Here is a 13,019-nt window from a genome sequence, read left to right as displayed (position 1 = left end):
GCTACTGACCGGGTGCCACCGCCTTCGGCTCACCCGCCATGACCAGGCTGAGCGTGCGCTCACCACCGTTCTCGAAGCGCACCGGCACACCCCAGTCCTGCCGCGTGATGCGGCACGCGGGGTGCTCGCCGCCGTCGTCACAGCTCGCCGCCTGGGCGACGACCTGCAGCACGCCTTCCGTTACGCCGTCGGCGAACCGGATGCGGCGGGTGAGGTCGGTGCCGATTCCGGCGCCGCCGGCGAGCAGCTCGGGCGGCGACGCGCTGACCTCCAGCCGCGTGGACGGCCCGTAGCGGTCGTCGAGCTTCTCCCCCGGCGGCGGCGTGAAGACCACGGCGAACTCGACATCGCCGGTCGCGAGCACCGTCGGCGGGCGGCGGACCGCGTTCTTCTCGCCGGCCACGGTCGTGACCTGGGCTCCGACCGGCGCGAGACGGTTGCCGGCCGACTCGACGACGAGCAGCTCACCGTCGTGCAGCAGCAGGCCCTGCGGCTCGGCGAGGCCGGTGGCGAGCGTGGTGACCTCGCGCGTGAACGGGTCGTAGCGGCGGACGGCGCCGTTGTAGGTGTCGGCGATCGCGATGCGGTCGCCGGGCAGCACGGCCAGGCCCAGCGGGTGCTGCAGCAGCGCTTCTTCGGCCGAGCCGTCGGCGTGGCCGAAGGAGAACAGGTCGGTGCCGACGGCGGTGTGCACGGTGAACGTCTCGCCCTCGGGCTCGATCCACCGCAGCGCCGAGGTTTCCGCGTCGACGAGCCACAGCTTGTCGCCGTCGGGCGCGAGGCCGGACGTCTGCGCGAAGAACGCTTCGCTCACTTCGCCGTCTTTGAGGCCTTCAACGGTCGTCCCGGCGAAGCGGCGGATGCCGCCGGAGATCGGGTCGAAAACGCTGAGCGTGTGGTTGCCGGCCATGGCGACCACGACGCCGCCGGCGGGCGCCCACCACGCGACGTCCCACGGGCTCGTGAGGTCGGTGTCGAGGGCTTTGCCGGTGTCGGTGCCGTTGCGCCACTGGTTGCCGGTGCCGGCGACGGTGGTGACCTCGCCGGTGTTGAGGTCGATGCCGCGCAGCCGATGACCCGCGGTGTCGGCGACGACGGCGTGGTAGCCGGCGCGCTGGGCGACCTCGTTGGGCAGCAGCGCGATACCGGACGGTTCGGTGAAGGTGGCGAGGTCGAACGGCCCGTCCTGCGCGCCGCGCTCGCCGCTGCCGAAGCGGCGGATCACGGTCTCGCCGTCGGACGCGAACTCGACCACGGAGTGGTGCCCGGTGTCGGCGACGAGGATGCGGCCCTCCGCCGTGGCGACGGCTTTGCTCGGGAACCGCAGCTCCGTCTGTTGCTCTTCGACCGGCACGTACGGGTTGCCGCCCCGGCGCAGCGTGCCCTTCGCGGCGTGCTTCGCCACGAGGTCCGCCACGACGCGTCGCAGCGCTTCGCCGTGCCCCTCCCCCGCGGCGACGTGCACGACATAGCCCTCGGGGTCGACGACCACCAGCGTCGGCCACGCGCGCACGGCGTACTGCGACCACAGCTCCATCTTCGGGTCGTTCACCACGGGGTGGTGCACCTCGTAGCGGCGTACGGCCGCCTCGATCGACGCGCGCTCGCCCTCGTGCAGGAACTTCGGCGAGTGCACCCCCACGGTGACCAGGACGTCGACGTACTCCTCCTCGAGCGGGCGCAGCTCATCGAGCACGTGCAGGCAGTTGACGCAGCCACTGGTCCAGAAGTCGAGCAGCACGATCCGCCCGCGCAACTCCGCGAGGGAGAGTCGCCGGCCGCCGGTGTTGAGCCAGACGTCGCCGGTCAGTTCGGGTGCGCGTACTCGCGCCTGTGCGGAACTCACGCGACGAGTGAACTACAAGTGGCTGTGGTGTGTTCCGTCAACCACGGTCTGAGAGAAGAACCTCACCCCGCCGAGGGAGGGTTGTTGTCCAACCGTCAAAGCGGCGGAAAAGGACGCGCGAGGCTGTGTGGGCGGTACGTACGCTTCTTCGTATGTCACACGTCCAGCAAGTCCTCACGGTGGAGGAGGCCCGCACGCTGCAGGAAAGCCTCGGGGAACCCCTGCGTCCGGGCTTGTCGGAAGCCGAGCTCACCGACGTCGAAGCCCAGTTCGGCTTCCGGTTCTCCCTGGACCACCGGGCGTTCCTCACCGCGGGCGTGCCGGTGGGCGACCGGTGGCCCGATTGGCTGCACGGTAACCCCGACCACCTGCGCAAACGCCTCGACTGGCCCGTCGACGGGCTGCTGTACGAGGTCGAGCACAACGGCTTCTGGCACCCGTCGTGGGGCGAACGGCCCAGGGTGCTCTCCAACGCGCTGGCCTGCGCCCAGCGATGTCTCGCCGCCGTGCCGCAGCTGGTGCCGGTCTGCGGACACCGCTACCTGCCGGCGATCGCGGGCGCGTCGGGGTATCCGGTGCTGTCCGTTTACCACGCTGACGTGGTGGTTTACGGCTGGGACCTGCGCGGTTACCTGCGCCACGAGTTCGGCGGCGCGCCGTTGGCCGAAGAGCCGGCCGACGCGCGCGAGGTGGCGTTCTGGTCGGGGCTGTCGGAGTGAGGTTTGTTCAGCTGTCGCGGCGCACCATGCGGCCGAAGCCGGCCGCGACGGTCGTCGCGAGCAGCCAGCCAGAGACGGTGAAGCCGGCGGCCACCCAGTTGTCCGCGCCGTGCATGTACCAGCGCGACTTGTTGCCGAAGTCGACGATCGGCACCAGCAGGTCGGCCGTGTAGATCACCGGGTTCCACTGCAGCCCCGTGTCCTGCTGGTTGACCAGGCAGCGCGGCCCGCTCACTGCGTAGCGGCCGGGGTTCTGCACGCAGTCGTCGCTGCCGAGGCCGAACCACAGGCTGCCGAGCACCAGCAACGTCAGCAGCCAGCCGAGCGCGCGAACGGGCCGGTAGCCGTAGCCGACCATCGAGCGTTGCAGGAAGCTCCACAGCCGCACGCCGGGGCCGAAGATCTTGAACCCCTTCGCGAGCGCTTCGTAGCGGAACTGCTGCTTGCGCAACCCGACCGTCGAGGCGTGTTCTTCGTTGCCGGCCGCGCGCAGGGTCGCGGCGAGCTGGTCGTACGGGCCTGGGCGGTAGCCGCGCATGGCTTTGCTCAGCAACGCGATGCGATGGTCCAGCGCGCGGTCGTCGTCGAGGGGGATGCCGCGTTTCAGGGCGTCGTAACGGAAGTCGTCGAGCTCGATGCCATCCTCGGCGGCCCAGAACTCCTCCGTGTCGCCGAGGGTCCCGCAGTGCGCGCGCCGCAGCACGACGCGTCCCGCGGGCGGCGTGCGGAAGCCGAAAAGGAACTCGTCGGCCGTCACGTCGCTCGCGTCGAGCGCGATCCCGTGCGACGGAAGGGATCCGAGCTGTGCGCCGCCGAGCTCGAGGCGCCGCGCGATCTGCGCGCCGTCGAGGTTGACGCCACCCTCCGCGACGAACGCGCGGTCCTTGTTCTCCGTCAGCACCAGGTCACGGCCGATTCGCGCGGTCCGGACGTCCAGCGAAAAGCTCGACGACGTGCGCTGCCCCGGCTCGGTGAGCTTGCTGCCGTAGAGGTTCACGCTGCCGCCCACCACGACGCCCTGCAGGCGCACAGTGCCCTGCAACGTCGCGTCGGTGAGCTGGAAGTTGCCGGCGATCTTGGCGCGGCGCGCGGAGAAGACGTCGCGTCCGGGATGCAGGAACATCGAGTTCCACGCGAGGAAGTTGCCGCCGATCTGCACGTCGGCCATGCGCAGCTGCCCCACGGGCACGCGCAGGCTGGTGGCCTCGACGTCGCCGCCGATGGTCGACCCGTCGAGGTGCAGCGCGCGGTCGTAGTACGGCGTCGCGCGGCCGCGCGCCATCTTGATCTCCGCGCCGGCCAGCCTGAGCGAGCCGCCGATGCGCGCGTTGACCATGCGCAGGGTGCCGAACGCCTGCAACCCGTCGGACAGCTCCAGGTTGCCGTCGACCTTCAGCCGATCGGCGACGAGCGCGGGCCGCGGGTCGAGGTACGGGTCGTTCGACTTCCACGCGTCCACGGCGACCGGCCCGCGCTGGTCCACGGTGAGTTTGGCCTCCCGCAGCACGATGTCACTGTCCACAGTGGCGCTAGGGAAGTACATGATCCCCTTGGCGGAGAACCGTTTCCGCTCGGCGGCCGGACCGTAGTTGTCCACTTCGCACAGCAGACTGCCGCCGATGTGGATGCCGTTGCCGTTGAACGCGAAGCCGTCGGGGTTGTCGAACGTCGCGCCGGAGAAGTTCACGTTGCCGCCCGTGCGCATGCCCGGCACGCGCACCTCGCCGCGCGCCACCATGCGGTACGCGAGCAGCGCGCCCGTGATCACGAGGCGGTCGGCCTGGATCGCTTTGCCGTGGGGGTGCTTGATGGTCGTGCGCGTGAGCACGACCGAGCCCTCGATCACGGCGTCGGTGAGGTTCACGGCGGCGTTGGGCATGCCGCGCTCGCGGTCGTCGCCGCGCATGATCGTGGTCTCGGGGATCTCACTGTCCTCCGGCCCGACCTCCACCACACTCCGGATGAGCCGAACGTCGTTGCGGCTACGAAGGTTGCGCGCCTTGAGCCCCGGCAACCAGCACTTCCGGAAGACGAGCCCGAGCACGTTCGCCTCCCGCACGTCCGGCGGAAACTCGAACCGGCACCGCTCGAAACGGAACAGGTACCCCAGCTCGGCGGCCCGCAGGTCGAACGTCCCGGTGATGTACGCGTCCTCGACCTGCACGATCGGCGCGTTGGTCGCCTGCCTGCGCCACCTGAGAATCCCGCCCGTGCCGGGTTTCAGCAGGTCCGCGGCCTTCACCTCGTACCTCTTGTCGGGCACCCCGGCAAACGGATCCAGCGGCGGCAGCGTCGTGTCGGTCGGCACGTGCCCCCTTCATCGCCGCGGTGTCGTGTCCCAGCGAATCGGAACCCGCCCGGGGGCGCAAGCGGCCTAACGGAGTAGCCCGGACGGCTGCTGACCGGTTGTTGGTTGTTGATCACCCTTGGTGGCCTTTTTCAACGCCGGACGAGCTCCTGCCATCGCCGGGGTGATCTTGCGGGAACCGATCCTGTGGACGAGTCGTCCCTGTTAAGGTCACTAACTGGAGCTAGAGCTGAACAGAGGGTAGGCCGCACCCCGGACCGGAGCGGCCCGTGCGGGGAGGCACGACATGCCAGACGGAAACCAGGGCGGACTGCAGGGCGTCTACAACGAGAACTTGACGCCGGGGCAGCAGGCCCCGCCCTCGAACTCCGGACTGCTGCCAGGCTCGACGGCGGCACCGACACCTGCCCAGCCTCCGGACTACAAGGCGCTCGGTGCCGGACAGGCCAAGGCCGACTTCGCCGCCGCATCCGGTAACGGCAGCTGGGAGTTTGATCCCGAGGCGATGGACAAGGTGATCCAGCAACTCGACGACACCGTCCAGGGTGACTACACGACCGCCGCCAATGAGGCTGATTACTTGGCAGGCATCCAGCCTCCCGGAAAAGAGATCGGCAGCACGCAGTATGCGGCTACGGCAAACGAGTCCGGACGATCCTATCAACAGTTTTTGGCATCAGCGCTCGAATACACTAAGGCGTACCGCGACACGCTGATCGATATTCAAAAAGCTTATCAAAATCAGGACCAAGCAGCGATCGACGCCCTGAAGAGCAGCGGAAAGGCCGACTGAACCATGCACTACCGGACCCGAATTGGCGCCGTCGCACTGGGTGTCGCAGCACTGCTCTTGACCGGGTGCAGCGGCGAGAAGTCGGGAAACGCCACGACGCCGGCGCCCTCGTCGGCTGCCCCTTCAGGAAGTAATCTTCCGGCGAACGGAGCCCCGAACGTCGCCAACCCGATCACCGATACCTCCAAGGTCGAGTCGGATCCGTGCGGTGCCGCCACTCAGGCGGAGGTCGAATCTCTTGGTGGCAAAGTGGCGAGCAGTCGAGTAGATGACCTCGACGGCCTCGGCAAAGAATGCGTCTGGGTGTACACGAACCAGTACGGCAACATCGCCGCCGGTCTCGCTACCGGAAACACCAACGGTCTCAGTGGAATCTACTACCAGCAAGGCCACGGTGGTCTCACCACCTTCGAGCCCCAGCCGAGCGTCGAAGGCTACCCGGCGGTCGTTTACACGAACGGCGGCGAGACTTCGGGTAAGTGCACGCTCGCCGTGGGCGTGCGGAACGACCTTGTCTACACGATCATCGCCCGCTTGGATACGGGAAACCCGCAGATCGACAACCCGTGTGCAACGGCGACGAAGTTCGCCGGCATCCTTATCGGACATCTGAAGGGTATGTAGGCCATGACTTACAGTGGCTTCGACATCTTCACGCTGATTCACGACCCCGGGAAGACTGACACGCTCGACCGCGCTCAAGGCGCTTCCTCGAAGTTGAAGACCATTCACGAGAACATCAGCCAAACAATGGTCCAAGGTCAGACCGCATTGAGTGCGTTCTGGAAAGGGCAAGCCGCCGACAGCGGGACTGCGGGTTTGTCCCCGTTGATCCAGTCCTCACAGATCACTGCTGAGAACCTCGATCGAGCTCAGCGCTCGATGCAGGAGCAATCTTCGGCATTCGTCTACGTTCGCGACAACGCGAGGGACGTGCCGAAGGACAGGGCCAACGACAACACGCCGGAAGACTGGCTGTCGTTCGGCGCGAGCGACGACGAGAAGACGGCAGCGAAGTTCGATGCCGACACTAAATTCAACGTCGACCTCTACGAGCCGTACTACCAGAGCACCCAGCCGCGCCGGACGACACTCGCACCGGACTATCCAGCAGCCCACGACCCCAACGTCTCCGCCGGGGGGATCACGCCTGCTCAAGTCACTCCGGTGACGTCCGGTGGTCCCCACAGTTCCGGCAGCGGCGGCCACTCGTCCGGGCATTCCGGCGGCTACAGGCCCGGCCCCAGCACCTACTCGGCGCCTCCCGGAGCGGCTGGCTACCACGCGCCGCCCCCGCCGGGGCACTCGACAGCCGGTGTGAACACGCCGGCGGCGAATGACACCACGAGTGCCGCGTTCGCAGGGCCGACGCAGACGCAGGGTGGACCCGGATCATCGTCGTGGCAGGGGCCCGGTGGGGTTGGGGTCAACGGGCCCGGCGGTGGCAACAGCAACGGCTTCGGTCCCGGCTTCGGGCCGGTCGGCGGATTCGGCGGCGGGGGCGGCTTCGGGCCGGGCGGCGGCCGGGGCGGCTTCGGTCCCGGTGGCAGCGGCAGCGGCAGTGGCTTCGGACCCGGCGGTGGTGGGGCATCCGGTGGCGCGGCCGGAGCCGGACGTGGCGTCGGTGCAGGTGCCGGCACTGGTGCCGGCGCAATGGGCGAAGGTGCAGGTGCCGCGAGGCCCGGCGGGATGGGTGCGGCCGGTGCCAAGGGCCAGCCCGGCATGGGCGGCGGCATGGGTGCCGGCGGTGCCAAGGGCGGCAAGGGGACCGAGGACGAGGAGCACCAGCGCAAGATCCTCCTGTCCGAAGAGGATCCGGACTCCATCTTCGGCGGGTACGACGGCAACAAGCCCACTCCGCCGGTGATCGGGGCGTAGGAAAGCGCCAGGGGCGGACGGCGGGTGGCCGACCGCCCCACTGAGGCGGGTGATCTTGAGGGAAGCGCGCTTCGGAGCGGTTGAATCCTGTTAAAGTCACCTAGCGAAGCGGGACATGAACAGAGGGTAGGTCGCACCCGAGCTGGAGCGGCCCGTGCGGGGAGGCACGGCAGCGATGCCAGACGGACGAAGTGGCGAGCGGCCGCTTTCCGCAGGCAAGCAACAGGAACGACGTGGTCATCCCGTCGACGCCGGCTGCCGAAGTCTGACAAAGGGGAGTGAGAAAGTGCTGCGCAAGCCGGTGGAGTTGAGCCTGCAGACGTACGAGGTGCTGCTCGAGCGGCTCAACCTTGGCGACATCCACCCGACGCTGGTGCGGGGCGCGCTGTGGTACTCGCCGGACGAGCGGAAGCGGCTCGCGGCCGACACGGACGCGGAGCTGAACCAGCGGGGGCTGACCCGCGGCGGCCGGCTGGACGACGACTTCGTCGAGGTGCTGCAGCTGCTGCAGCGTCCGGGGGTCGAGTACTACTCGTGGGTGAAGTCGGACAAGGGCGAGCGGACCGTGCGCGCCGCGGCGAGTGGGCGGGACGCGGTGAGCGTGGTGACGGTGAACCAGGTGCTCTACATCGCGCCTGTGTCGGCGGAGGCGTTGGCGCGGGAGTTCGCGCTGCTGCTGCCTGAGGCGCCGGCGGCGCGGATCGCGTCGCTGAACTGTTCCGACGCGGATCTGAACATGATCAAGAGCGGTGTGATTCCGAGTGGCACCAGTCCGAGTATCCGCGACGCCAAGCAGGTGGTGCAGTGGCTGCGGGCGCCGAAGACGTATTTCGGGCGGCTGTACGTCGCGGTCAGGGACAGTCGGGGAAAGCGCTTGCGGAATGAGAATCCGCCGGGATGGATTGACACCGAGCAGGGGCGGATTCTGTTCGGGGTGGACAAGTCCGGGTGGATCAGCCTGGCCGGGGCGGGGCCGCAGGACCTCGTGAAGAAGGTGCGGCAGCTGGAGAACGAGCTGCGCAGCGGACGCTGAAGGTTCCCGCGCGCTGACCCCGGAACAGCAGTGTGGCCGCCTCCCCGTGGGGAAGCGGCCACACCGGCGATCAAGCGTTCGGGCTCAGGACCCGGGCCAAGAATTCCTTCGTGCGCTGGTGTTGCGGGGCGCCGATTACCTGGGCGGGTGGGCCGGCCTCGACGACCACGCCGCCGTCCATGAAGAGGACCTTGTCGGCCACCTCGCGGGCGAATTGCATTTCGTGGGTGACCACGACCATGGTCATGCCGTCTTTGGCCAGTTGGCGCATGACGCCCAGGACGTCGCCGACGAGTTCCGGGTCCAGGGCGGACGTGGGTTCGTCGAAGAGCATCAGTTTGGGTTGCATGGCCAGCGCGCGGGCGATGGCGACGCGTTGTTGCTGGCCGCCGGAGAGCTGAGCCGGGTACGAAGCCGCTTTGTCACCCAGGCCGACGCGCTCGAGGAGTTCCAGGGCGCGCTGGCGGACCTCGGAGCGGGGTTCGCGGCGGACCTGGACCGGGGCCTCCATGACGTTCTCGAGCGCGGTCATGTGGGGGAAGAGGTTGAAGCGCTGGAACACCATGCCGATGTCCTTGCGCTGGAAGGCGACCTCTTTTTCCCGCAGTTCGTGGAGTTTGTCGCCTCGTTGCCGGTAGCCGACGAGGACGCCGTCGACGTACAAACGTCCTGCGTCGATTTTCTCGAGGTGGTTGATGCAGCGCAGAAGTGTCGATTTGCCGGAGCCCGACGGGCCGATGAGGCACAACACTTCACGTTCGTGGACCTCGAGGTCGATGCCCTTGAGCACATTCAGGCTACCGAAGCTCTTGCAGATCTTCTGTGCGGAAACGACCGCGGTCATGCGGCACCACCGCCGCCACCCTGGCCGCCTCCGCCCTGGCCGAACCGGAAACCGAGCATTCGTGAACCCCATTTGTTCTTTTCGGCGACCGCGCGCGATGTTCCTCGTGCAAACCGCTTTTCGATCTGCAGCTGGATGATCGTGAGGATCGACGTCATGATCAGGTACCAGATCACCGCCACCAGCAGCAGCGGAATGGTCTTGAAGTTCTGCGCGTAGATGGTCTGCACCGCGACCATCAGCTCGAAGTACCCGATCACGACGACCAGCGATGTGGTCTTGAGCATCGAGATCGTCTCGTTGCCCGTCGGCGGGATGATCACGCGCATCGCCTGGGGAAGGATGATGCGCCGCAACGTGGTCGTGCGCTTCATCCCCAGGGCCGACGACGCTTCGAGCTGGCCGGCGTCGATCGACTGGATGCCACCGCGCACGATCTCCGCCATGTACGCGGCCTCGTTCAGGCCGAGGCCGAGCAGCGAAGCCGTGAACTGGTTGATCAGCGTGTTGGTGTCCCACGAAACGAACTCGGGGCCGAACGGGATGCCGAGGCCGAGCCGCGGGTACGCGAACGCCAGGAAGTTCCAGAACACCAGCTGCGTGATCAGCGGGGTGCCGCGGAACAACCAGACGTAGATTCCCGCCGCACCCTTCATCAACGGGTTCGGCGAAAGGCGCATCACCGCGAGCAGTACGCCACCGACGATGCCGATGGCCATCGAGATGACCGTGAGGATCAACGTGTTCTGCAGACCGCGCAGCACACGGTCGTTGAACATGTAGGCCCACACCGTCGGCCAGTCCAGGTTGACGTTGGTGACAACGCTGCGCACGACGATGAACGCCAGGAACAGAATGATCACCCCGGCCACCCAGCGCCCGTAGTGGCGCACTGGGACGGCCTTGATGGGTGTCGTGTCGGCCGGCGCCTCCACGGTCGGAGGAGCCTCGAAGTTACTGGGCACGAGAACTACGTCCTATCTACGGCTTCAGGAAGCCGGGTTGATCTCCGACGTGGTCACGGCGCCCGCACCGGACAGGCCCCACTTGTCGAGGATCTTCTTGTACGTGCCGTCGTCGATCAGCGCCTGCACGGCCTGCTGCACGGCCTTCGTGTAGTCGCCGCTGTCCTTTTTGAGCACGATGCCGTAGGGCGCGGTGTCGTACGGCGCGCCGACGACCTCCAGAGCCCCGCCGGTCTGCTTCACGGCGTAGTCGATCACCGGGGAGTCGGCCAGCTCGCCCTGCACGCGCTTGGCCGTCAGCGCCAGGTTGACGTCCGTCTGCGCCTGCAGCTGCGTGACGTCGATGGCCGGCTTGCCCGCCTTGACGCAGGCGTCGGAGCGCGTCTGCAGGTCGTCGACCTGCGTGGTGCCCTTCTGCACGCCCATCTTCTTGCCACACAGGTCGTCGAGGTTCAGGCCGTCCGGGTTGCCCTTCAGGACGGCGAGCGACGTGCCGGCCTTGTAGTAGCTGACCATGTCGACCGTCTGCAGCCGCTCCGGGTTGATGCTGAACGACGACATCGCGAGCTCGTACTTGCCGGCCTGGATGCCGGGGATGATGCCGTCGAAGGCGGAGTTCTGGAACTCCATCTGCAGCCCCAGCTTCTGCCCGATCGCGGTGCCCAGGTCGACGTCGAAGCCGGTGACCTTGCCGCTCTCGTCCTGGAATTCGTTTGGCGGATAGCTCTGGTCCTGACCGACCAGGATCTTGCCGTCGCTGGTGACCGAAGCCGGCACCATCGCGGCGAGCTTGTCGTCCTTGGCCACGGCTGGGATGTCCGACGAGCCCCCAGGGGCCGCCGCCGACGAGCTTGCACTTCCCGCATCGCCCGCGCCACTGCCGCCCGCGCCGCAGGCCATGGTCAGGCCGACCAGCGCGAAAGCCGGGAGAAGGGCGAGCGCCTTCATCTGGTGTCCTCGGGCCACTTCGTCACTCCTCGTAGTTCTCAACTGTCGAGAGCACGCATATTGCCACTCGAAAGCGGGTAAGCACAGCACCCGTACGTTACGGCGCAGTTTCACCCTATGCAGTCGTGACTCCCGGTACCAGCTGAGACGCGAACAGTGTGTGGTCCAAACCACAGGGCGTCTACTGTGGAGCACCCACGGTTGGGAAAGTCCCGGCACCGACCAACCGGCGCCGGGACTTTTCACCACAACCTCAGCTCCGTGCGTGCGCGTCCAAGATGTGCGCGACGGCCTCCGTGACCTGCTGCGCGTAGTCCAGGTTCAGCCACTCGTCCGGCACGTGGATGTTCGAGTCGGCGCCGCACGCGCCCGTGACCAGGAACTGGGCCTGCGGGTACTTCTCGCCGAGCAGGCCCATGAAGGGGATCGACCCGCCCATGCCGGCGGCGCGGTGGGGGCGGCCGAACACCTCGTCGCTGACGCGGCGCAGCGCGGCCGAGAGCCACGGCGCCTCCTCGGGCGCGTTCCAGCCGTTCTCGGCCTGCGCGTCTTCGTGGATGGTCACCGAAGCGCCGTACGGCACGTCCGTGGTCAGCACGCGCTTCACGGCGGCCAACGCAGGAGCCGCCTCAGCCGTGGGCGGCAGGCGGAAGCTCAGCGTGAGCGTGGTGCTCTCGCGCAGCACGTTGCCGGCGTTGGCGGGCAGCGGGAAGCCGTCGGCGCCGATGATCGACAACGTGGGCCGCCAGTAGTTGTTCAGCAACAGCTCCAGCGCGTCTTCCGACATCGTCCGACCGCCGCTGACCAGCGGGAACGCGGTCTGCAGCTTCTCCGGCGCCACCTCGGCCACGGCCTCGATCTCGGCCAGTCGGCTCGCCGGCACCTCGACGTTGAGCTCCGCGAGCTTGATCTCGCCCGTCTCGCCGCTCTCGATGCGCTCCAGCAGCTGCCGCAGCACGCGGAACGACGAAGCGACCACGCCGCTGGCCAGGCCGGAGTGCTGGGCCGTCGCGAGCAGCTGCACGGTGACAGTGAGGTGCAGCATGCCGCGCAGGCTCGTGGTCAGCCACAGCCGCTCGTAGTCCATGCCACCCGCGTCGAGGCAGACGACGAGGCCGACCTCGCCAAGACGCGAGCTCAGGTGCTCGACGTACGCGGGCAGGTCGGGGCTGCCCGACTCCTCACCCGTCTCCAGCAGCACCACGGTGTGCGCGTGCTCGCCGCCGGCCGCGCGCACGGCCTCCAGCGCGGACACGGCCGCGTAGCCGGAGTAGCCGTCGTCGACGGAGCCGCGGCCGTAGAGGCGGCCGTCGCGGATCACCGGCGTCCACGGGTCGAGGCCCTCGGACCAGCCGCCGACCGGGGGCTGCTTGTCGAGGTGGCCGTACATCAGCACGGTCGGCTTGTCCGTGGCGCCCGCGGTGGCGGGCACGTCCACGAACAGCAGCGGGGAACGCCCCTCGAGCTGCACGACCTCGATCGACACACCCGGCAGGTCACGCCCGGCGATGAACGTCTTCACGTGTTCGACGGCCGCGGCGAGGTGACCGCTCGCGGCCCAGTCCGCGTCGAACGCCGGGGACAACGCCGGGATCGCGACGAGACCGGACAGGCTCGGCACGACGTCGTTGATCCACGTCGAGACGACGGTTTCACGTACGGATTTCTGTTCCACGCCGGCCATC

The 13,019-nt window shown here is 68.0% G+C and carries 11 protein-coding genes; 5 read left to right on the top strand and 6 right to left on the bottom strand.

What is annotated here, in order from left to right:
• Position 1: 1 nt before the first annotated feature.
• The gene (locus tag AB0H62_RS11960; RefSeq protein ID WP_360585783.1) at positions 2 to 1,846 is read right to left on the bottom strand and encodes an NHL domain-containing thioredoxin family protein; all 1,845 of its coding nucleotides are present in this window, start codon (positions 1,844 to 1,846) and stop codon (positions 2 to 4) included.
• A gap of 152 nt (positions 1,847 to 1,998) precedes the next feature.
• On the opposite strand from AB0H62_RS11960, the gene AB0H62_RS11955 reads away from it, so the two are divergent.
• Positions 1,999 to 2,565, top strand: coding sequence for a hypothetical protein (locus tag AB0H62_RS11955; RefSeq protein ID WP_220245199.1), 567 nt, complete (start codon positions 1,999 to 2,001; stop codon positions 2,563 to 2,565).
• A gap of 7 nt (positions 2,566 to 2,572) precedes the next feature.
• On the opposite strand, the gene AB0H62_RS11950 is transcribed toward AB0H62_RS11955, so the two are convergent.
• Complete coding sequence (locus AB0H62_RS11950; protein ID WP_360585781.1) at positions 2,573 to 4,873, bottom strand: oxidoreductase; 2,301 nt, start codon at positions 4,871 to 4,873, stop codon at positions 2,573 to 2,575.
• A gap of 286 nt (positions 4,874 to 5,159) precedes the next feature.
• Between AB0H62_RS11950 and AB0H62_RS11945 the strand changes: the two genes are divergently transcribed.
• From AB0H62_RS11945 to AB0H62_RS11930, 4 genes are all read left to right on the top strand, one after another.
• Positions 5,160 to 5,666 carry a PE domain-containing protein gene (locus AB0H62_RS11945; RefSeq protein ID WP_220245197.1) on the top strand — a complete coding sequence of 169 codons (507 nt, stop codon included), beginning with the start codon at positions 5,160 to 5,162 and terminating at the stop codon, positions 5,664 to 5,666.
• A 3-nt stretch (positions 5,667 to 5,669) separates the two neighbouring features.
• A complete protein-coding gene (locus AB0H62_RS11940; RefSeq protein ID WP_220245196.1) occupies positions 5,670 to 6,290 on the top strand; it encodes a DUF3558 domain-containing protein in 621 nt (206 codons plus the stop codon).
• 3 nt (positions 6,291 to 6,293) lie between these two features.
• Positions 6,294 to 7,544, top strand: a complete 1,251-nt coding sequence (locus AB0H62_RS11935) for a hypothetical protein (protein ID WP_360585778.1) — start codon at positions 6,294 to 6,296, stop codon at positions 7,542 to 7,544.
• Between the two features lie 154 nt (positions 7,545 to 7,698).
• The gene (locus AB0H62_RS11930; protein ID WP_360585776.1) at positions 7,699 to 8,577 is read left to right on the top strand and encodes an ESX secretion-associated protein EspG; all 879 of its coding nucleotides are present in this window, start codon (positions 7,699 to 7,701) and stop codon (positions 8,575 to 8,577) included.
• 70 nt (positions 8,578 to 8,647) lie between these two features.
• Here AB0H62_RS11930 and AB0H62_RS11925 read toward each other — a convergent pair whose 3' ends face one another.
• From AB0H62_RS11925 to AB0H62_RS11910, 4 genes are all read right to left on the bottom strand, one after another.
• A complete protein-coding gene (locus AB0H62_RS11925) occupies positions 8,648 to 9,421 on the bottom strand; it encodes an amino acid ABC transporter ATP-binding protein (protein WP_360585774.1) in 774 nt (257 codons plus the stop codon).
• Complete coding sequence (locus AB0H62_RS11920) at positions 9,418 to 10,386, bottom strand: amino acid ABC transporter permease (protein ID WP_360585772.1); 969 nt, start codon at positions 10,384 to 10,386, stop codon at positions 9,418 to 9,420. The genes AB0H62_RS11925 and AB0H62_RS11920 overlap by 4 nt, the downstream gene beginning before the upstream one ends.
• Positions 10,387 to 10,410: 24 nt before the next feature.
• Positions 10,411 to 11,334, bottom strand: coding sequence for an ABC transporter substrate-binding protein (locus AB0H62_RS11915; protein WP_360586009.1), 924 nt, complete (start codon positions 11,332 to 11,334; stop codon positions 10,411 to 10,413).
• A 253-nt stretch (positions 11,335 to 11,587) separates the two neighbouring features.
• Positions 11,588 to 13,018, bottom strand: coding sequence for a M20/M25/M40 family metallo-hydrolase (locus AB0H62_RS11910; RefSeq protein WP_360585770.1), 1,431 nt, complete (start codon positions 13,016 to 13,018; stop codon positions 11,588 to 11,590).
• Position 13,019 lies beyond the last annotated feature (1 nt).

The sequence above is a fragment of the Amycolatopsis sp. NPDC050768 genome (assembly GCF_040654155.1).
Classification (GTDB): Bacteria; Actinomycetota; Actinomycetes; order Mycobacteriales; family Pseudonocardiaceae; genus Amycolatopsis.
The sequence above is the reverse complement of the archived record's forward strand: the minus strand, read 5'-3'. Positions and strand labels throughout refer to the sequence as shown.

Bases quoted from the DNA above. Each gene is read 5' to 3' on its own strand.
- AB0H62_RS11955 (WP_220245199.1), top strand. From the start codon at position 1,999: ATGTCACACGTCCAGCAAGTCCTCACGGTGGAGGAGGCCCGCACGCTG.
- AB0H62_RS11945 (WP_220245197.1), top strand. From the start codon at position 5,160: ATGCCAGACGGAAACCAGGGCGGACTGCAGGGCGTCTACAACGAGAAC.
- AB0H62_RS11940 (WP_220245196.1), top strand. From the start codon at position 5,670: ATGCACTACCGGACCCGAATTGGCGCCGTCGCACTGGGTGTCGCAGCA.
- AB0H62_RS11935 (WP_360585778.1), top strand. From the start codon at position 6,294: ATGACTTACAGTGGCTTCGACATCTTCACGCTGATTCACGACCCCGGG.
- AB0H62_RS11925 (WP_360585774.1), bottom strand. From the start codon at position 9,421: ATGACCGCGGTCGTTTCCGCACAGAAGATCTGCAAGAGCTTCGGTAGC.
- AB0H62_RS11915 (WP_360586009.1), bottom strand. From the start codon at position 11,334: ATGAAGGCGCTCGCCCTTCTCCCGGCTTTCGCGCTGGTCGGCCTGACC.
- AB0H62_RS11910 (WP_360585770.1), bottom strand. From the start codon at position 13,018: ATGGCCGGCGTGGAACAGAAATCCGTACGTGAAACCGTCGTCTCGACG.